Source organism: Modestobacter versicolor, assembly GCF_014195485.1.
GTDB lineage: Bacteria > Actinomycetota > Actinomycetes > Mycobacteriales > Geodermatophilaceae > Modestobacter > Modestobacter versicolor.
In genome coordinates this window covers 1,815,255-1,833,275 of sequence record NZ_JACIBU010000001.1, presented here as the reverse complement: position 1 = coordinate 1,833,275, position 18,021 = coordinate 1,815,255, and the positions used below count along the sequence as shown (strand labels likewise).

Here is an 18,021-nt window from a genome sequence, read left to right as displayed (position 1 = left end):
GACGCTAGACCGGGCAGATGACGTCCGCGTTCCCCGGGGCAAGGACGGCGTCAGCCCAGCGCGCCGGCCACCACCGCGGCCGCCCGGGCGACCACCTCGTCGGAGGGCTCGGCGTCCGCCGCGGGGTGCGTGGACAGGACGGCGAGCACGATCGGGGCCCGCCCCGGCGGCTGCACCACGGCGATGTCGTTGCGCGTGCCGTAGGCGGCCGTGCCGGACTTGTCGGCGACCTCCCAGCCGGCCGGCACGCCCGCGCGGACCAGGCCGGTGCCGGTGGTGGCGGTGCGCATCCACCCCAGCAGCAGCTCGCGGTCCTCCGCCTCGAGCGCGTCCCCGACGGCGAGGGCCTGCAGGTCGGTGGCGAGCGCCCGGGGCGTGCTGGTGTCCCGCGCGTCGCCGGGGACGGCGGTGTTCAGCTCCGGCTCGTAGCGCTCGGCCGACGTCGCGGTGTCGCCGAGCGCGCGCAGCTCCTCCTCGAACCCCTCGGTGCCGCCGAGCTGGTCGAACAGCACGTTGCCCGCCGTGTTGTCGCTGACCTGCAGGGCCGCGGCCAGCACGTCGCGCAGCGGCAGCCCGGTGCCCACGTGCAGCTCGGTGACCGGCGAGTAGGTGACCAGGTCGGCGGCGGTCCAGGTCACCACCTCGTCCAGCTGCGCGGGCGTCGTCCGGTCGAGCACCGCACCGGCGGCCAGCGCCTTGTAGGTGGAGGCGTAGGGGAACGGCTCGTCGGCGCGGTGCTCGACGACCTCCCCGGACCCGGTGTCGACGGCGTGCACCCCGAGCCGGACGCCGAACTCGGCCTCCAGCGCGGCCAGCGCCTCCTCGACCGCGGGGTCGGTGGTCGGGGCCGGCGCGGGCGCGCTGGTCGCGGTCGACGTGCTGGCCGGCGGGCTCGCGGACGGCGCGTCCCCGCAGCCGGTGAGGAGCAGCGCGAGCGAGGTGGACGCGACCAGCGCGGCGCGCGTCCCGCGGCGGGGCAGGGGCATGGGTCCTCCGTTCCTGGCGGCGGCGTGCTGGGTGCCCGCCGCTCGACGTCCTCACCCTGCGCGCCGGGAGCGATGCTGTCGAAGACCGATGTGCGCGCACCCATGCCGAATCGGCATAGGTTGACCGAGTGGACGTGCTCGCCGGGTGCCGTGCCTTCGTCGACGTCAGCGCCCACGGCACCTTCACCGTCGGCGCCGCGGCCGGCGGGATCCCCCAGTCGGTGGCCAGCCGGCGGATCGCCGCGCTGGAGGGGCACCTGGGCGGGAAGCTGTTCGACCGCACCTCCCGGCAGGTCCGGCTCACCCCGTTCGGCCGCGACATGCTGCCGTCGGCCCGCCGGCTGGTGGAGCTCGCCGACGCGATGGCCGAGCAGGCGCGCAGCGCCCGGCGCCGGCCCTTCCGGCTGGTCCTGCCCGAGGTCTGCGCCGCCCCGGTGCTGGCCCAGCTGGTGCTGGACGCCCGGCGGGCCGGCCTGCACCTGGAGCTGGAGAACGCCGGCCCGGCCCGGCGCACCGAGCTCGCCCTCACCCCCGAGGTGCGGGCGGCGGTGGTGGCCGTGCCGCCGGAGGAGGCAGCCTGGCAGGTGCCGCTGGGCCTGGCGGCCCGGGCGGCCCCGCGGACGGCGGTGGTGCACCTGGACACCTTCCGGCCCGGCCGGACCGACCGCGGTCCAGGGCGCCGCATCTGGGTGCAGCCCGAGGACGACGTCCCGCACGTGCGGGACCGGCTCACCCGGCTCCGGGACGCCGTCGGCCTGCACCCCGGCCAGCTCGGTGTCGCGCGCTCCCTGGTGACGGCGGCGGCCCAGGTCCTCGGCTCGGCCGACGTGCTGCTCTGCTCCGCGGTCCAGGCCGACGAGCTGGGGCTGCACTGGCGACCGCTGGGCGAGCTGGCCGTGGTGCGCGGCTACGACGTGGCGGGGCAGGGCCGGGAGGACGCCGAACGGCTCCGCGGCGAGTTGCACGCGTCGGTCGGGCGCTGCCTCGGCGTCCCCGGGGACGACGGGTGGCCGGCGTGAGTGCGGCCGCGGTCCTGCACGAGGCCCGGTCGCTGCTGCGCGGGGCCGGGCTGCGGGCGGGGCTGCTCGTCCGCGACCTGGGCACGGGGGAGGAGATCGGCCTGGAGCCCGACGCGGTGTTCCCGAGCGCCTCGCTGGTGAAGGTGCCGCTGGCGGTGGCCACGCTGGAGCGCATCGAGCGCGGCGAGCTCGACGGGGCCACCGAGCTGCGGGTCGGCCCGGGTGACGCCGGCGCACCCGGGCCGCCGGGCATCAGCCGGTTCCGGCACCCGGCCACCGTCGCGGTCGACGACCTGCTGTACCTGGCCGTGGCGGTCAGCGACGGGGTCGCTGCCGATGCGCTCTTCGACCTCACCCCGCCGGACCGGGTGCGGGCCGAGCTGGCCCGGCTGGGCATCGAGGGGATCGCCGTCCGGCACGTCGTCCGCGACCTCACCGACACCCCGGCCGAGCGGTTCCCCGACGGCGAGGTGCACCTGGCGCACGTGCTGGCCCGGTCGGCCGGCACCGGCGGGCGCGGTCACGCCGTCGCCCAGCTGGACGTGACCCGGGCCAACTCCGGCAGCGCCCGGGCGCACGTGGACCTGCTGCAGGCCCTCTGGCTGCCCTCGGCGGTCGCGCCTCCGGTCGCCGCGCGGGTGCGCGCGCTGCTGGCCGCGAACCTGCACCGGCAGCGGCTCACGCCGGACTTCGCCACCGACGCCGCCCGCTGGTCGTCCAAGACCGGGACCCTGCTCAACCTGCGGCACGAGGTGGGCGTCGTGGAGCACGCCGACGGTCAGCGGTTCGCGGTCGCCGCGCTGTCGGAGTCGCAGGTCGCCGCCGTCTCCCAGCCGGGCGCGGAGGCGGTGCTGGGCCAGGTGGCCCGGCAGCTGCGGGACGTCCTGCGCGGCGGCTGACCGTCAGGGACGGCGGAGTGGAGCCCCCGCGCCGTCGGTCCACCGGCCCCGCAGCCGCAGCAGCGGGTCGCCGTCGGGCGCGAGCACCGGCACCCCCTCGACCGCCAGCAGCACCACCACGTGGCTGCCGGCCGCCACCACCGAGGAGACGGTGCAGTCCAGCGCTGCCAGCGCACCGTCGAGCACGATCGCGTCGCTCACCGGTGCCCGCCGCCAGGGCACCGACTCCAGCAGGTGCCGGGCCGAGGGCCGCCCGGCCGAGGAGAACCGGCTGGCCAGGATCGCGTCGGCGGAGCCCAGCACGTTGACCGCGCAGGAGCCGATCGACTGCAGCACCTCGGCCGGGTACCCCTCGGCGGCCAGCCCGATCGCCACCAGCGGGGGATCCGCCGAGACGCTCATCAGCGAGGTGACCGTCGTCCCCACGTCGTCGATGTCGTCGCGGACGGTCAGCAGCACCACCCCCGCCGCGTACGAGCGCAGGGCGGCGGCGTACTCCGCGGCATCGACAGGCACGGGGGTCAGTCGATCACAATGCACCCGTGACCACTGCGGAGCAGACCTACGACGTCGTCGTCCTCGGCGCCGGATCGACCGGCGAGAACGTCGCCGACATCGCCGTCCGGGGCGGCCTGAGCGCCGTCCTGGTGGAGAGCGAGCTGGTCGGCGGTGAGTGCTCCTACTGGGCCTGCATGCCCAGCAAGACGCTGCTGCGCGGCAGCGAGGCGCTCGCCGCGGCGCGCGCGGTGAGCGGGGCCGCCGCGGCGGTCACCGGGGAGCAGGACGTGGCCGCGACGCTGGCCCGCCGCGACGGCTTCACCAGCCACTGGGACGACGCGAGCCAGGTCAGCTGGGTCGAGGGCGCCGGCATCGCGCTGGTCCGCGGGCACGGCCGGCTGGCGGGGGAGAAGCGGGTGGTCGTCACCCGGGCCGACGGCAGCGAGCTGGTGCTGGTCGCTCGGCACGCGGTCGCCGTCTGCACCGGGTCGCGGGCGGCCCTCCCGCCGGTCGACGGCCTGCCCGACGTCCAGCCCTGGACGCCGCGGGAGGCGACCAGCGCCAAGGAGGCGCCGCGCCGGCTGCTGGTGCTCGGCGGCGGCTACGTGGGCTGCGAGATGGCCACCGCCTGGCAGCAGCTGGGCTCCGCGGTGACCCTGCTGCAGCACGGGCAGCAGCTGCTGCCGCACCTGGAGCCGGCCGCCGGCCAGGCGGTCGAGGCGTCGCTGCGGGCGCTGGGCGTCGACGTCCAGCTGGGCACCGGGGTCACCGCCGCCCGTCGGGACGGCGACGAGGTCGTGCTGGTCTGCGACAGCGGCGACGAGGTGCGCGGCGACGAGGTGCTGGTCGCCGCCGGGCGCGAGGCCAACTCCGACGACATCGGCCTGGACACCGTGGGCCTGGAGCCCGGCGGGTACCTGGAGGTCGACGAGTCGCTGCAGGTGCCCGGCGTGCCGTGGCTGTACGGGGTCGGCGACGTGAACGGCCGCCAGCTGCTCACCCACATGGGCAAGTACCAGGCCCGCCAGGCCGGGCACGCCATCGTCACGCGGGCCCGCGGCGAGCAGGTCGACCTCGCCGACTGGTCGCCGTCGGTGGCCACCGCCGACCGGCTGGCCACCCCCAGCGTCGTCTTCACCGACCCGCAGGTCGGCGCCGTCGGGCTCACGTCCGCGCAGGCCGCCGAGCAGGGGCTGCCGCACCGGGTGGTCGAGTACCCGATCGGCGACGTGGCCGGGGCGTCGGTCTTCGCCGACGGCTACACCGGGACGGCGATCGCGGTCGTCGACACCGAGCGGGAGGTGCTGCTCGGCGTCACGTTCATCGGCCCGGGGGTGGCCGAGCTGCTGCACTCGGCGACGATCGCGGTGGTCGGGGAGGTGCCGATCAGCAGGCTGTGGCACGCCGTCCCGTCCTACCCGACGATCAGCGAGGTCTGGCTCCGCCTGCTCGAGACCTACCGGGGCTGAGCCGTGCACGACGGGAAGCGGATCGGCCTGGTGCTGCACCCGGTCCGCGACTGCGGCGGGGCGGCCCGGCAGGTGGCGGCGTGGACGACGTCGCACGGCGTGGAGCTCGTCGCCGGCGCGGCCGACGTCGAGCGGCTGTCCCTGCAGGGCGTGACCCCGGTGGGCGTCGACGAGCTCGCCGGCAGCGTCGACGGGCTGATCGCCCTCGGCGGTGACGGCACGCTGCTGGGCGCCATGCGGCTGGTCGCCGCCAAACCGGTGCCGGTGCTCGGGGTCAACTTCGGCCGGCTGGGCTTCCTCACCGAGGTCGAGGCGCGCGAGCTGGACTCGGCGCTGACCGCGATGGCCGACGGCCGCTCGACCGTCGAGCCGCGCAGCTGCCTGGTGGTGCGGGGGCCCGGCTGGGAGGCGGTCGCCTTCAACGACGTCGTGCTCGCCCGGGTGCCCGGCCAGGGGCAGGTCGAGGGCGAGCTGTCGGTGTCGGGGCGCCGGTACGGCCGGTACCGCTGCGACAGCCTGATCGTCTCCACGCCGATGGGGTCGACGGCGTACAACTACGCCGCCGGCGGGCCGGTGATGAGCCCGGGCGCCGAGGGCGTGCTGGTCACTCCGTCGGCGCCGATGACCGGGATCAGCCGCACCGTCATGGTCGGCCCGCTGGAGCCGCTGTCGCTGCAGATCACCGGGGGCCGCCCGGCGATGGAGATCGACGGGGTCTACTCCGGGGAGTGCGGGGTCGGCGACGTGGTGGAGGTGACCACCCGGCCCGACGCCGGCCTGCTGGTGCGGATCACCGACTCCCGGGCGGCCGACCGCAGCCGGGTGAAGCTCTCGCTGCTGGACCTCCCGCTGCTGCCCGACGAGCTGGTCGAGCTGGTGCCCGACGAGCTGCGCCCGCCGCACGCCCCGCAGCCCACCGCGACCGACTGACGCGGGCTGTCGATCCGGCGGGGCCCCGTTCGTACAGAGGGTGAGAGCCGGCGACGGGCCGGCTCAGACCAGGAGGAGCACCCGATGACCCAGTACCTGCTCAGCGTCGTCCAGCCCAGCGGCGACGGTCCCCTCCCGGCCGACCTCGACCAGATCATGGCCGACGTCACCGAGGTCGACCGGCAGATGCGCGAGGCCGGGGTGTGGGTCTTCGCCGGGGGCCTGCACGACCCGGGGACGGCGACCGTCGTCCGGGTGACCGACGGCGAGGTGCTCACCACCGACGGCCCCTACGCCGAGGGCAAGGAGCACCTCGGTGGCTTCTCGATCATCGAGGCGCCCGACCTGGACGCCGCGATGGGGTGGGGCACCCGGCTCGCCCGGGCCACCCGGCTGCCGATCGAGGTGCGCCCCTTCCAGGGCGGGGAGTGACCACGGGCGTGCCGGACGGCGCCGAGGTCGAGCGGGTGTTCCGGGAGCAGTACGCCCGCGCCGTCGCGGTGCTGGCGCGGGTGTTCGGGGACGTCGACGTCGCCGAGGAGGCGGTCGCCGACGCCTTCGCCACGGCGGTGCAGCGCTGGCCGGAGGACGGCGTCCCGCCCAGCCCGGCCGGCTGGATCGTCACCACCGCGCGCAACCGCGCGATCGACCGGCTGCGCCGCGAGGCCTCGCGCGCCGACCGGCACGCCCAGGCCGCCCTGCTGCACGCGCAGGACGAGCCCGCCGACACCGGGGCGGTCGCCGACGACCAGCTCCGACTGGTGTTCACCTGCTGCCACCCGGCCCTCGCCCCGGCGGCGCAGGTCGCGCTGACCCTGCGGCTGCTCGGCGGGCTCACCACCGCCGAGATCGCCCGCGCCTTCCTGGTGCCGGAGTCGACCATGGCGCAGCGGCTCGTGCGGGCCAAGGCGAAGATCCGCGACGCCCGGATCCCCTACCGGGTGCCCGCGGCGGCCGACCTGCCCGCCCGGCTGGGCCCGGTGCTGGCCGTCGTCTACCTGGTCTTCACCGAGGGCCACACGGCCACCGGCGGTGACCAGCTGGCCCGCGCGGACCTCTGCGCGGAGGCGGTGCGGCTGGGGCGGCTGCTGCACGAGCTGCTGCCCGACGAGCCGGAGGTGAGCGGGCTGCTGGCGCTGATGCTGCTCAGCGAGTCGCGCCGGCCGGCCCGGACGACGCCCGAGGGCGACCTCGTGCTGCTGGGCGACCAGGACCGCAGCCGCTGGGACCGGGCACTGGTCGAGGAGGGGCAGGCGCTGGTGCGCGAGTGCCTGCGCCGCGGCGAGCCCGGGCCGTACCAGGTGCAGGCGGCGGTCAACGCGGTGCACGCCGACGCCCGCACCGCCGCCGACACCGACTGGGGGCAGGTCCGGCAGCTCTACGACCTGCTCCTCGCGCTGGCCCCGACCCCGGTGGTGGCGCTGCACCGGGCGGTCGCGGTCGCGGAGGTCGAGGGCCCGGCCGCCGGGCTGGCGCTGGTCGACCAGCTCACCCTGCCCGGGCACCTGGTGCACGCCGTCCGGGCCGACCTGCTGCGCCGGCTGGACCGCCGCGAGGAGGCCGCGGCCGCCTACGCCGCGGCGGCGCAGCGGGCGGGCAACGCCGCCGAGCGGGCGTTCCTGGAACGCCGGCTGGCCGAGCTCGACGCGGCGGGGTGACCGGCGATGCCGGGTGTCGGTGCGGCGGACGTGGGGTAGGCCGCTGTGACCTGGATCACCCAACGAGGAGCGACCATGCCCGAGGTACCGCAGCCCGTCACCGACAACACCATCAAGGTGCGCCAGCTGAGCCACTACCAGTTCAGCTGGACCGCGGGGGAGCCCGGCAAGCCCGGCACGTACACCCTGCAGCTCGTGCTCGACCAGGGTGCCTGGGAGGAGGTGCTGACCCTCGACCCCGACGACGCCGACAACCTGCAGGACCTGCTCACCAACACCGGCACGGTGCACTACGACGTCGAGCGGCGCGTGCTGCTGTTCGGCGTGACGCCGGCCGGCAGCTGAGCCGCCGGGCCCCCGGCCGGCTCAGGGCAGCGGGAACGGCTCGTCGTCGGGGGCCGGGAGGTCGCCGTCCACCGTGGCGGTGACCGTCATCCGGTCCAGCGTGGCCCGACCGCCGAACAGCGACAGGAACGCGGTGTCCGCCGCGTCCCGGCCGTGGCAGATCCGGACCAGCGAGGAGGTGGGCGCCAGCCGGGTCGCGTCGACGGTCCGCCAGACGCCGTCCACGTCGGCCTCCACGACCGCGTGGAAGTCCATCGGCGAGAGGCCGGGGGCGTAGACCGCCACCAGCCGCGCGGGCACCTCCAGCGCGCGCAGCAGCGTGATGGTCAGGTGCGCGTAGTCCCGGCACACGCCCTGGCCGAGCAGCAGGGTGTCGACGGCGGTGTCCACCGGCCGGCTGGACCCGGAGGTGTAGACCAGCCGCCGGCCGACCCAGGCCGCGACGGCGGCGACGAGCTCGGCGCGCGGCAGCGACCGGTCGAACTCGGCGCCGGCGTACCCCTCGAGCTGGTCGGAGGGGCAGTACCGGCTGGGGCGCACGTACTCGGCCCAGGCCGCCGGGGTGACCTCCCGCGGCGGGCCGGCGGCGTCGACGTGCGCGGTGTAGGCGATCGTCGTCTCGCCGGCGGCCAGCTGGAGCCGGTGCACCCGCGCCCCCGGGACGGCGATCTCCTCCGCGGTGACCGGCTGACCACCCGACAGCACGGTCAGCTGCTCGCCGTCGGGGGCCGCCAGCGCTACCTGCAGCAGCGCGGTCGCCGGCACGGGGGAGGAGACGGTGAGCGAGCAGGCGACGTCGGTGCGCATGACCGCACATCCTGGCGGTCCCGTGTTGCCGGCAGGGGTCGGGGGCCTGTCGGCCGTGCGGCGCCGCACCCGTCGCCGCCGCGGCCGGGACGGCGTGGTGCAGTAGCGGACGTGCAACCGGGCAGCGACCGTCGTACGTGGCAGCGCTACATCGCGCTGGGGGACTCCTTCACCGAGGGGCTGAGCGACCCGGACCCGGCCGGCCCCGACGCGTTCCGCGGGTGGGCCGACCGGCTGGCCGGGCACCTGGCGGCGGCGTCGCCCACCGGCCGGGTCGAGTACGCCAACCTGGCCATCCGCGGCCGGCTGCTGCCCCAGGTGCTGGCCGAGCAGGTGCCCGTGGCGCTCGCCGCGCAGCCGGACCTGGTCAGCCTGGTGGCCGGCGGCAACGACCTGCTGCGCCCCGGCGCCGACCCCGACGTGCTCGCCGCCGACCTCGAGTCCGCGGTCGTCTCCTTCCGGGAGGCCGGCGCCGACGTGCTGCTGGCGACCGGCGTCGACCCCCGGCAGACCCCGATCATCCGGCGCACCCGTGGCCGGGTCGCCGTCTTCAACGCCCACCTGTGGTCGATCGCCGCCCGGCAGGGCGCCGTCGTGCTGGACCAGTGGGGCGCGGCCTGGCTCCAGGACGCCCGGATGTGGGACCCGGGCGACCGGATCCACCTGACCGCCGAGGGGCACCGGCGGACGGCGCTGGCCGCGGCCGCCGCGCTCGGCGTGCCGGTCGCCGGTGACCGCACCGACTGGCGCACCCCGCTGGAGCCGGCGGCGCCGAAGCCCGCCCGCGAGGTGGTGGCGCAGGAGCTGGCCTGGGTGCGCGGGTTCGTGCTGCCGTGGATCGGCCGGCGGCTCCGCGGCGAGTCCTCCGGTGACGGACGGGCGGCCAAGCGGCCCCAGCCGGAGCCGTTGGAGGCAACTCTGTCGTCCGTGACCGATTCGTGACCTAAGAACCCATCCGGATCCGCTGCCGACCCCGAACCCCTGTCGTTGCCTCACCCGCTCGACGACTGGGAGTAGTCATGATCAGCAAGAGCGCCACCCGCAAGAGCTTCGTCGCCGCCGCCGCCCTGAGTGCCGTCGTCGGCCTCTCCGCCTGCAGCAGCAACGACACCGACACCGCGCAGGCCGCCGACAACTCGAGCTCCAGCGCCTCCTACGGCCGCCCGGCCCCCGCCGCCAGCGTCCCCGCGATCCCCGGCGGCACCACCGCCGTGGCCCTGGACGCCGGCTTCACCGACGCGCTGACCTCCCTGGGCCTGACCCCGGGCGTCATCGGTGGCGCCACCCTGGACGGCGCCACCGGCACCGTCACCTTCCCGATCACCGGCGGCGAGGTCACCCTCTACGACCGCGAGAGCGGCTACCGCCCGTGGGTCCAGGGCACGATCTTCCACGAGGGCAGCGGCCTGAGCCTGACCGCCGGTGCCACCACGGTCGAGCTCACCGACTTCACCATCGACCCGGGCAAGCCGGCCCGGCTCTTCGGCAACGTCTCGGTGAACGGCCAGCTCGCCGTCGCCAGCGCCCCGCTGTTCAACCTCGACGGCAGCACCCTCTCCGCGCCGTCGATGGACGCCGACGGTTCCGCGGTGCTCGACGGCACCACGGTGAAGCTGTCCGCCGAGGCCGCCGAGCTGCTGAACACCACGTTCGGCACCGACGCCCTCGCCGGTGAGTTCGTGATCGGCGCCGCGACCATCACGGTCGAGACCTCCTGACGAAGGACCCCTCTGCCCCCCACGCCTCGCACGCTCGGCGTGGGCCCCTGCAGAGGGGCCGCACTCCGCCCCAGGGCGGTCGCTCGAGCCGACCGGCGCACCTGCCGGTCGGCTCGAGCCGCGTTCAGGCCCGGTCGCCGACCTGCGGCAGGTCGCCGGTGCTCGGCGGGCCCAGCCGCTGCTGGAAGGACTCCAGCCAGGGGCGCAGCCCGGAGAAGTCGGTCGGGTCGGCCGCCAGCGACCGGAGGTCGCCGAACTGCAGCGGCTCGCGCGGCTCGGGGACGGCGGAGGTGTCCGGCGCACCGTTCGCCGCGAGCAGCTCGCGCAGCTCCAGGAACGCGCGGGACGGCCGGAACACGCCCGGGTCGAAGCCGGGGGTCGGTCCGGCGGGCTCGGTCGGCTCGTCGTCGGCGTCCTCGTCGTCAACCTCCGCGTACGCCGGGGCGTCGTCGAAGGACCCCCGGGCGTCGAAGTACGACGGGGACTCCAGCGCCGCGACCGATTCGTAGGGCAGCTCGGCCTCGGCCGGGGCGGTGACGTCGTCCGGCGAGACCAAGGCCCCGTCGGCCAGCTCGGGCAGCTCACCGGTGACCGGCTCGCCGACCGTCCCCGGGTCGACGGGCTGGGCGGGGAGCACCCCGGTCGCCGGCAGGGTGAAGGCGTCCAGCTGCGGCACCGCGGCTGAGCGCAGGGTCGGGCCGGTGTCGGCCTCCGGGCCCCACTCGTCCTCGGCCAGGTCGCCCAGCTCACCGGTCGGCGCGGCGTCCGGACCAGCGCCCAGGTGCGGTGCCGGCGGATCGACGACGTCGGCGGGGTCGATCGGCACGGAGAGCTGGTCGAGCTCGCGGGCCGGCAGCGGGGCGGGGCGGCCGAAGGCGTACCCCTGGGCCATCGCGCAGCCGTGCTCGCGCAGCCACCTGGCCTGCTCGCCGTCCTCGATGCCCTCGGCGATCACCTGCAGCCCCATGCCCTGGCCCAGCTGCAGCAGCCCCTGGACCAGCGCGGCGGTGGCCGGCTCGGTGACGACGTCGGCGACGAACGACCGGTCGATCTTCACGGTGTGGATCGGCAGCCGGTGCAGCGCGGTGATCGCGGAGTAGCCGGTGCCGAAGTCGTCCAGCGCCAGGGTCACGCCGGTCTCGGTGACGGTGTCGACCGCGTGCAGCGTGGCGTCGGCGGCGAACAGCGCCGTCGACTCGGTGATCTCCAGCTCCAGCCGCTCCGGGGCGAGCCCGGACTCGGCCAGCGCGTCGGCGACCAGCTCGCTGAACCCCGGCTCGGCGAGGTGCCGGGCGGAGATGTTCACGTGCACGCGCAGGTCGGAGTCCCAGCCGGCGGCGTCCCAGCAGGCCTGGTGCAGCACCCAGGCGCCCAGCCTGGAGGTGAGCCGGTTGTCCTCGGCCGCGGAGAGGAACGCGCCCGGCGGCAGCAGCCCGCGGGTCGGGTGCTGCCAGCGGATCAGCGCCTCGTAGCCGAGCAGGTGCTCGTCGGAGAGGGCGACGATCGGTTGGTAGAACAGCCGCAGCTCGCCGGCCTCCAGCGCGTGCCGCAGGTCGGTCTCCAGCTGCAGCTGGTCGACGTAGCCCTCGCCGAGCGCCTCGTCGTGCACCTCGACCCGGCCGCGGCCGCCGCTGGCCTTGGCCCGGGCGAGCGCGCTGTGCGCCTGGCGCAGCAGCGCCTCCGGGGCCAGGTCCGAGCCCAGCGTCATGCCGACGCTCGCCGAGAGGGTGATCTCCCGGTCGTGCACGTGGAACGGCTCGTCGAGCACGCCGAGCAGGCGGTCGGCCAGCGTGCGCAGCGCCTCGACGTCCTCGACCTCGTCGGCCAGCACGAGGAACTCGTCGGCGCCGAAGCGGACGGCGGTGTCCTCGACCCGGGTGCTCCAGCGCAGCCGGTCGGCGACCTGGCACAGCAGCTGGTCGCCACCCTCGTGGCCGAGGGAGTCGTTGACCGCGGTGAACCGGTCGAGGTCCAGGTGCAGCAGCCCGACCAGGGTGCCGCGACGGCGGGAGGCGGCCAGCGCGTGCTGCAGCCGCTCGGTGAGCGCACGGCGGTTGGGCAGCCCGGTCAGCGGGTCAGTGAACGCCCGGCGGACCAGGTCCTCCTCGGCGCGCCGGCGGTCGGTGACGTCGACCAGGGTGAGCACCACGAACTGCGGCTCGCCGTTGGTGCGGTGCACGAGGTCCTGGGACTGGTGCACCCAGATGCTCTCGCCGTCCGCGCGGCGCAGCCGGCGCTCACCGACGACCTCCAGCTGCGGGTCCAGCAGCGCGGTGCCGGGCACGTGCTCGGTGGCGCGGTCCTCGAGCGGGACGTCGTCGGGGTGGGTGAGCAGGTCCAGGTGGCGGCCGACGAGCTCGGCGGAGCTCCGGCCGGTCAGCTCGCACATCGCCGGGTTCACGACGAGCAGCCGGCCGGCCGGGTCGACGACGGCCTTGGCGACGGGTGCGGAGAGGAACAGGGCACGGAAGAGCTGACCCCGGTCGGCCAGCAGCACGTCGGCCGCGCGCAGCCGCTGCCCGGCACTGCCGGTGGGCCCGGAGGCGCCCGACGACTCGGGGGCGGTGGTGGTCACCGGGACAGCGTGGCTCATCCGGAGCCGTCAACCCGGGAACCCGGGCCGTCGACACGTGTTCGTGCCGTCACGTTCGGTGACTGATCGACCCTCCGGTCACACGGTTCCCGTTGTGCCACACCGGACGTGCCGCACCCAGGTCGCCGGCGCTGCCTGGCGGCGGACGGACGGGGCGCGGACCGCGTCGCACCGGGGCGCCTCGGCGTCGGGGGAGGGGAACACCCGCTCGCGCCCGAGCAGCTCGACCAGCCGGTCGACCGGCCGGCTGGTGCGCACCAGCCGGAGGCTGCGGCCGTGCGCGACGGCCAGGGCGTGGGCGTCGCTGAGCGCGCGCACCCCGCCGACGTCGCAGAACGTCACGCCCGAGGTGTCCACCCGCCAGCGCCGCTCCGGTCGGGCGGTCAGCACGGTGACGGCGTCGAGCAGGTGGTGACCGGTGTCGCGGTCGAGCTCACCGGCCACCCGCACCGAGGCGCGGGAGAGGTCGACCGAGACCGACAGCGGCGCGATCGACGAGGGGACGGGCGAGGAGGACGAGGGGACCACGGGGCTCCTGGGTGGCGGGGTGCGCGGGTGGCGGAGTGCGCGGGCGGCGGGGTGCGCGGGCGGCTCGGCGGGTCACGCGCCGGCGCGGGGGAGCCGGTGCTCGACTCGCCGACGACGGTAGGGGCGGTCTGGCGCGACACGCCAGACCCGCCCCGGCGCGCCCGGCGCCCGGGCGTGTCACCCGTCAGCCGAGAGCGCTCGCCGTGCGCCGCGTCGGCGACGTGCCCGGCCGACCCTCCGGCCGGGCACCGCGGCGCTCAGCCCTCGGCGACGGTCACGCCCGGGGAGAAGGCGACGTAGCCGGCGAAGTCGGTGCCCACCCGCTCGACGGCCGACGGCTTGATCTCCGGGTAGCTCCAGGCGCCGTCCTTGGTGGTGCCGTCCGGCGTGACGACGTCCCAGTACTGGGCAGCGCCCTTCCACGGGCAGGTGTAGGGCGTCGGGCTCTCGGTGAGGGCCCCCGGCGTGATCGCCGACGGCGGGAAGTACCAGTTGCCCTCGATGCGGACGAGCTCGGACTCCGGGGCCTCGGCGATGACGGTGCCCCCGACGGTGGCGCGCATGTGCTTGCTCCTTCGGCTCGTGTGTCCCTGTTCACAGCGGGCAACACCGGCACCGGCCCGCGTCATCCCCGGGGAACACCGCGAGCTGCGCCGACGCTGTCGCGGGGGCAGACGACGAGAGGTGTGGACCGTGGAGAAGCGGATCGGGTTCCTGTCCTTCGGGCACTGGCAGCCCATCCCGGGCTCGCAGGTGCGGACCGGGCGGGACGCCCTGGTGCAGAGCGTGGAGCTGGCGGTCGCCGCCGAGGAGCTGGGGGTCGACGGGGCCTACGTGCGGGTGCACCACTTCGCCCGGCAGCTCGCCTCGCCGTTCCCGCTGCTGACCGCCATGGCGATGCGCACCAGCCGCATCGAGCTGGGCACCGGGATCATCGACATGCGCTACGAGAACCCGCTGTACATGGCCGAGGAGGCCGCGGCCGCCGACCTGCTCAGCGGCGAGCGGCTCCAGCTCGGCGTGAGCCGGGGATCACCGGAGACCGCGCTGCGCGGCTCGGAGGCGTTCGGCTACGTCCCGCCGTCCGGCGCCGAGGACGGCCAGCTGGCCCGGGAGAAGACCGCGCTGTTCCTGGCCGCGATCAGCGGTGCGACCGTCGTGGACGCCGACCCGCGGATGACCGGCGGGGCCTCCGGCCGGCTCGCCGTGCAGCCGCAGTCCCCGGGGCTGCGCGAGCGCATCTGGTGGGGGTCGGGCACCCGGGGCACCGCGGTGTGGACGGCGCAGCAGGGGATGAACCTGATGAGCTCCACGTTGCTGTCCGAGGACACCGGCGTGCCCTTCGACGAGCTGCAGGCCGAGCAGATCGCGCTGTACCGCGCGGCCTGGGCCGACGCCGGCTGGGAGCGCGAGCCGCGGGTCTCGGTGAGCCGCAGCGTCATGCCGATCACCAGCGACCTGGACCGGCAGTACTTCGGCAGCGAGACCGGCGAGGACCAGGTGGGCTACCTGGACGGCGCCCGGTCGCGGTTCGGCAAGAGCTACGTCGGCGAGCCCGACCAGCTGGCCGAGGAGCTGTCCAAGGACGCCGCCGTCCGGGACGCCGACACCCTGCTGCTGACCGTGCCGAACATGCTCGGCGTCGAGTACAACGCCCGCCTGCTCGAGACGGTGACCCGGCACGTCGCCCCGGCCATCGGCTGGGTGCCGCCGGCGCAGCGCTGACCGCCCAGCGCTGACCGCTCAGCCGGGGGGCATGATCCCGGTGCTGGTGAGCTCGTCGGCGACGTCGAAGAGCTTGCGGTTCGTGGTGCTGGAGGCCTCCACCAGCACCGCGAACGCCTGCACCGCGGTGAGCCGGTGCCGCTCCATCAGGATCCCCTTGGCCTGGCCGATGAGGTCGCGCCGGTCGATCGCCGCCCGCAGGTTGCGCTCCTGCCGGGCGGCGGACAGGGCGATGGCGGCGTGCGAGGCGAACACCTGGCCCACCGTCTCGGCCTCCTCGTCGAACGCGTCCGGGTGGCCGGCGTAGAGGTTGAGCGCCCCGAGGTTGTCGCCGTCGGTGAACAGCTGGAAGCTCAGCAGGCTGCCGACCCCGAGCCCGACGGCCGCGGCGGCGAAGGCCGGCCAGCGCTCCTCGGTGGCGAAGTCGGTCACCCGGACCGTCTGCTCCTCGCGCAGGGCATCGAGGCACGGGCCCTGGCCTGCCTCGGTCTGCAGCGCGTCGAGCTGGGTCGTGCGGTCGTCGGTGGGCGCCTGGGAGGAGACCTTCCGGCCGCTGACCAGGCTGACGCTGGCCCAGTCGGCGCCGGGCACGGTGCGCACGGCGGCGGAGGTGATCGACTCCAGCGTCGCCGGGACGTCGCCGTGCTCCTGCTGCAGCGTGCGGGCGATGCGACTCATCACCGCGCCGAGGTCATGGGCGGCGTGCGGGACGTCGTGCAGCCCGGTGTGGCCCGAGCCCGTGTGTGAGGCGGCCATGCTGGCGACGGTAGACCTCATCCGGCCGATCCGGTCCCGAGGCGGACGGTTCCTCAGCCGGCCAGGTGCTGCCAGCGCCAGCCGCCGCCGGCCCGGGTGTACTGCAGGCGCCGGCTCGCCGCGTCGTACCCGCCCGCCCAGAAGGTGAGCTCCCGCGGCTGCAGCCGGTAGCCCACCCAGCTGCCGGCCTGGCCGGGCGCCGGGTTCGCCGCGGCCCAGGCCGCCCACCGCTGCTGCCGCTCGGCCCGGGGGAGCGACGCGAGCTCGTCGGTGTTGCACCAGGCCAGCTGGCGCAGGTGGTCCGAGCGGGACGCCCACGCCGCCGCGACGGACTCCTCGGCGTCCGGCACGACGTCGCCCCGGAGCACCAGCTGCCGGGTGGAGCCGGGCCACAGCACGACCATGCTGGCCCGGGGGAGCGCGGCCAGCTCGGCCACCTTCCGGCTCGCCGCCGAGGTGTGGAAGGCGAAGCCGGTCTCGTCGAAGGCGGTCAGCAGCACGGTGCGGGCGTCCGGCCACCCGTCGGTGCCCACCGTGCCCAGGGTGACCTGCGGCCGCTCGGGCTCGTCGTCGCCGGGCAGCCACTCGCGGGCCAGCACCAGCGGGTCGGCGGGGGGCGTCCCGTCGGCGTGCAGGTCGAACAGCTCGACCGCCGCGCTCACCGGATCGCGCCCTTGGTGGGGCCGTCGTAGCCGGGGTTGAGCTTGCCGGGGTTCAGCAGCCCCTGCGGGTCGGTGGTCGCCGCCGTCTCCAGCGTGCGGCCCAGCTGGAAGTCGACGTTCCACTGGTGCGGGTTGTGCACGCCCACGCCCAGCTCGCCCAGTGCCCGGATGCCGTCGAGCACCTGCTCCGGGCTGCGGTAGACCCCGGCCAGCATGCCGATCGGGCCGGTGTGCCCGATCTCCTGGTGCAGCAGCCCGCCCTCGTAGACGGCGTGCACCTCGTCGACCCGGTCGATGAGCGCGGCACCGGAGACCTCGACGTGGAAGTAGACGCCCGGCGCGCTCTTCTGCAGCCACTCGATGGGGTGGTTGTAGCTGAGCATGCTCAGCGACAGCGCCGTCTGGGCGCCCTCGCGGACGTCCTCGACCCGTCCGCCCCCGGCCTCGACGATCTCGGCCGCCCGGGTCACGGTGCGCGCGTCGGCGATGACCCGGACGCTCGCCCGGCCCTCCGGGAACGCCGGGTCCGGCGGCAGCGTGGCGGTCATCTCCGGGGTGTCGGCGGACACCAGCCGGGGCCGCGGCTCCAGCGCGCCGAGCGCGCGCAGCACCGACTGGGCGCTGCGGAAGTCGGGGAAGCTGGCGTAGACCCCGCGCCAGTCCTGCAGCGGCTCGAGCCGCACGGTGGCCCGGGCGATGATCCCGGCGGTGCCGTAGTTGTGCACGAACCGCTGCGCCTCCTCGCCCTCGACGTGGACCAGCTCGGGGGAGCCGGTGCCGTGGACGACGTCCAGGGCGGCGACGAAGCCGGCGTCGTTGGTGCCGTGCACGATGCTGCCGGTGCCGCCGGAGCCGCCGGCGAGGAAGCCGCCGATCGAGGACTGCGCGGTCGAGGGGTACATCCACAGCTGCTGGCCGGTGGCGTGCGCGGCCCGCTCGAGGGTGACCATCGGCGTCCCCGCCTCGGCGGTGATCAGGCCCTCGGCCACCTCGACGACGGCCCGCGCCCGGGACAGGTCGAGCACCAGCCCGCCGGCCATCGGGATGCCCTGCCCGTAGTTGCCGGTGCCCTTGCCGCGCGGGGTCACCGGCACCCCGTGCCGGACGGCGGCGGCCACGGCCTCGCCGATCTGCTCGGCCGTGGTCGGGAACGCGACGAGGTCGGCCAGCCCGAGCGGCAGCAGCTCGCTGATGATCGGGCTCATCCGGCCGCCGTCGACGGAGGCCCGCTCGCGGGCGCGCAGCTCGCTGGTGACGTTGCGGGCACCCAGCAGCGCGGTGAGCTCCGCCTCCAGTTCGGCGATCACGGCGGAGGACGGCGGTGAGACGGAGAGGGTCACGCTGCTCTTGGTAACCGGCTGCCGTTACGGCCGTGTGACCTCTTCGGGTCATCGCTGTCGCCGGTCCGATCCGTGTGCAGAATCCCGC

The 18,021-nt window shown here is 75.8% G+C and carries 19 protein-coding genes; 10 read left to right on the top strand and 9 right to left on the bottom strand.

Annotated features, from left to right (window positions below; all coding sequences use genetic code 11):
- Positions 1-50 precede the first annotated feature (50 nt).
- A complete protein-coding gene (bla, locus tag FHX36_RS08875; protein WP_110553833.1) occupies positions 51-986 on the bottom strand; it encodes a class A beta-lactamase in 936 nt (311 codons plus the stop codon).
- 128 nt (positions 987-1,114) lie between these two features.
- Between bla and FHX36_RS08870 the strand changes: the two genes are divergently transcribed.
- Positions 1,115-2,005, top strand: a complete 891-nt coding sequence (locus FHX36_RS08870) for a LysR family transcriptional regulator (RefSeq protein WP_183513679.1) — start codon at positions 1,115-1,117, stop codon at positions 2,003-2,005.
- Positions 2,002-2,904 (top strand): serine hydrolase, encoded by a 903-nt coding sequence (locus FHX36_RS08865; RefSeq protein ID WP_110552150.1) that lies wholly within the window; start codon positions 2,002-2,004, stop codon positions 2,902-2,904. The genes FHX36_RS08870 and FHX36_RS08865 overlap by 4 nt, the downstream gene beginning before the upstream one ends.
- Positions 2,905-2,907: 3 nt before the next feature.
- On the opposite strand, the gene FHX36_RS08860 is transcribed toward FHX36_RS08865, so the two are convergent.
- Positions 2,908-3,420, bottom strand: a complete 513-nt coding sequence (locus FHX36_RS08860; RefSeq protein WP_110552137.1) for a flavin reductase family protein — start codon at positions 3,418-3,420, stop codon at positions 2,908-2,910.
- A 26-nt stretch (positions 3,421-3,446) separates the two neighbouring features.
- Between FHX36_RS08860 and FHX36_RS23850 the strand changes: the two genes are divergently transcribed.
- From FHX36_RS23850 to FHX36_RS08835, 5 genes are all read left to right on the top strand, one after another.
- Complete coding sequence (locus FHX36_RS23850) at positions 3,447-4,871, top strand: dihydrolipoyl dehydrogenase family protein (protein ID WP_110552138.1); 1,425 nt, start codon at positions 3,447-3,449, stop codon at positions 4,869-4,871.
- Positions 4,872-4,874: 3 nt separating this feature from the next.
- A complete protein-coding gene (locus FHX36_RS08850; RefSeq protein WP_110552139.1) occupies positions 4,875-5,801 on the top strand; it encodes an NAD(+)/NADH kinase in 927 nt (308 codons plus the stop codon).
- A gap of 84 nt (positions 5,802-5,885) precedes the next feature.
- On the top strand, positions 5,886-6,233 hold the full coding sequence (locus FHX36_RS08845; RefSeq protein WP_110552140.1) for a YciI family protein: 348 nt from the start codon (positions 5,886-5,888) through the stop codon (positions 6,231-6,233).
- A complete protein-coding gene (locus FHX36_RS08840; protein WP_183513678.1) occupies positions 6,230-7,459 on the top strand; it encodes a sigma-70 family RNA polymerase sigma factor in 1,230 nt (409 codons plus the stop codon). Before FHX36_RS08845 ends, FHX36_RS08840 begins: the two co-directional genes overlap by 4 nt.
- A gap of 75 nt (positions 7,460-7,534) precedes the next feature.
- The gene (locus tag FHX36_RS08835; protein ID WP_110552142.1) at positions 7,535-7,804 is read left to right on the top strand and encodes a hypothetical protein; all 270 of its coding nucleotides are present in this window, start codon (positions 7,535-7,537) and stop codon (positions 7,802-7,804) included.
- Positions 7,805-7,825: 21 nt separating this feature from the next.
- Here the strand turns inward: FHX36_RS08835 and FHX36_RS08830 are convergent, their stop codons facing one another.
- Complete coding sequence (locus FHX36_RS08830; protein ID WP_110552143.1) at positions 7,826-8,611, bottom strand: transglutaminase-like domain-containing protein; 786 nt, start codon at positions 8,609-8,611, stop codon at positions 7,826-7,828.
- A 111-nt stretch (positions 8,612-8,722) separates the two neighbouring features.
- Here FHX36_RS08830 and FHX36_RS08825 point away from each other — a divergent pair, with 111 nt between their 5' ends.
- A complete protein-coding gene (locus FHX36_RS08825) occupies positions 8,723-9,553 on the top strand; it encodes an SGNH/GDSL hydrolase family protein (protein ID WP_110552144.1) in 831 nt (276 codons plus the stop codon).
- A gap of 77 nt (positions 9,554-9,630) precedes the next feature.
- On the top strand, positions 9,631-10,329 hold the full coding sequence (locus FHX36_RS08820; RefSeq protein ID WP_110552145.1) for a hypothetical protein: 699 nt from the start codon (positions 9,631-9,633) through the stop codon (positions 10,327-10,329).
- A 124-nt stretch (positions 10,330-10,453) separates the two neighbouring features.
- Here the strand turns inward: FHX36_RS08820 and FHX36_RS08815 are convergent, their stop codons facing one another.
- From FHX36_RS08815 to FHX36_RS08805, 3 genes are all read right to left on the bottom strand, one after another.
- Entirely contained in the window at positions 10,454-12,904 is a 2,451-nt protein-coding gene (locus FHX36_RS08815) for an EAL domain-containing protein (RefSeq protein ID WP_110552146.1), read from the bottom strand.
- Positions 12,905-13,000: 96 nt separating this feature from the next.
- Positions 13,001-13,450 carry an STAS domain-containing protein gene (locus tag FHX36_RS08810; RefSeq protein ID WP_110552147.1) on the bottom strand — a complete coding sequence of 150 codons (450 nt, stop codon included), beginning with the start codon at positions 13,448-13,450 and terminating at the stop codon, positions 13,001-13,003.
- Between the two features lie 257 nt (positions 13,451-13,707).
- Complete coding sequence (locus FHX36_RS08805) at positions 13,708-14,013, bottom strand: DUF427 domain-containing protein (protein ID WP_110552148.1); 306 nt, start codon at positions 14,011-14,013, stop codon at positions 13,708-13,710.
- Between the two features lie 130 nt (positions 14,014-14,143).
- Between FHX36_RS08805 and FHX36_RS08800 the strand changes: the two genes are divergently transcribed.
- Positions 14,144-15,175: an LLM class flavin-dependent oxidoreductase gene (locus tag FHX36_RS08800; protein ID WP_110552151.1), complete on the top strand. Its 1,032-nt coding sequence runs from the start codon at positions 14,144-14,146 to the stop codon at positions 15,173-15,175.
- Positions 15,176-15,193: 18 nt separating this feature from the next.
- On the opposite strand, the gene FHX36_RS08795 is transcribed toward FHX36_RS08800, so the two are convergent.
- Genes FHX36_RS08795 through FHX36_RS08785 form a run of 3 tightly spaced genes read right to left on the bottom strand, consistent with a single transcriptional unit; the run spans position 15,194 to position 17,933 of the window.
- Positions 15,194-15,931 (bottom strand): GAF and ANTAR domain-containing protein, encoded by a 738-nt coding sequence (locus tag FHX36_RS08795; protein WP_110552149.1) that lies wholly within the window; start codon positions 15,929-15,931, stop codon positions 15,194-15,196.
- A 53-nt stretch (positions 15,932-15,984) separates the two neighbouring features.
- A complete protein-coding gene (locus FHX36_RS08790; protein WP_183513676.1) occupies positions 15,985-16,593 on the bottom strand; it encodes a pyridoxamine 5'-phosphate oxidase family protein in 609 nt (202 codons plus the stop codon).
- Complete coding sequence (locus FHX36_RS08785; RefSeq protein WP_110554151.1) at positions 16,590-17,933, bottom strand: FAD-binding oxidoreductase; 1,344 nt, start codon at positions 17,931-17,933, stop codon at positions 16,590-16,592. The genes FHX36_RS08790 and FHX36_RS08785 overlap by 4 nt, the downstream gene beginning before the upstream one ends.
- Between the last annotated feature and the right edge of the window lie 88 nt (positions 17,934-18,021).

What these genes read in the sequence shown, in the direction of transcription:
- bla (WP_110553833.1), bottom strand. Translation starts at nt 986, where the DNA reads ATGCCCCTGCCCCGCCGCGGGACGCGCGCCGCGCTGGTCGCGTCCACC.
- FHX36_RS08805 (WP_110552148.1), bottom strand. Translation starts at nt 14,013, where the DNA reads ATGCGCGCCACCGTCGGGGGCACCGTCATCGCCGAGGCCCCGGAGTCC.
- FHX36_RS08820 (WP_110552145.1), top strand. Translation starts at nt 9,631, where the DNA reads ATGATCAGCAAGAGCGCCACCCGCAAGAGCTTCGTCGCCGCCGCCGCC.
- FHX36_RS08830 (WP_110552143.1), bottom strand. Translation starts at nt 8,611, where the DNA reads ATGCGCACCGACGTCGCCTGCTCGCTCACCGTCTCCTCCCCCGTGCCG.
- FHX36_RS08835 (WP_110552142.1), top strand. Translation starts at nt 7,535, where the DNA reads ATGCCCGAGGTACCGCAGCCCGTCACCGACAACACCATCAAGGTGCGC.
- FHX36_RS08845 (WP_110552140.1), top strand. Translation starts at nt 5,886, where the DNA reads ATGACCCAGTACCTGCTCAGCGTCGTCCAGCCCAGCGGCGACGGTCCC.
- FHX36_RS08795 (WP_110552149.1), bottom strand. Translation starts at nt 15,931, where the DNA reads ATGGCCGCCTCACACACGGGCTCGGGCCACACCGGGCTGCACGACGTC.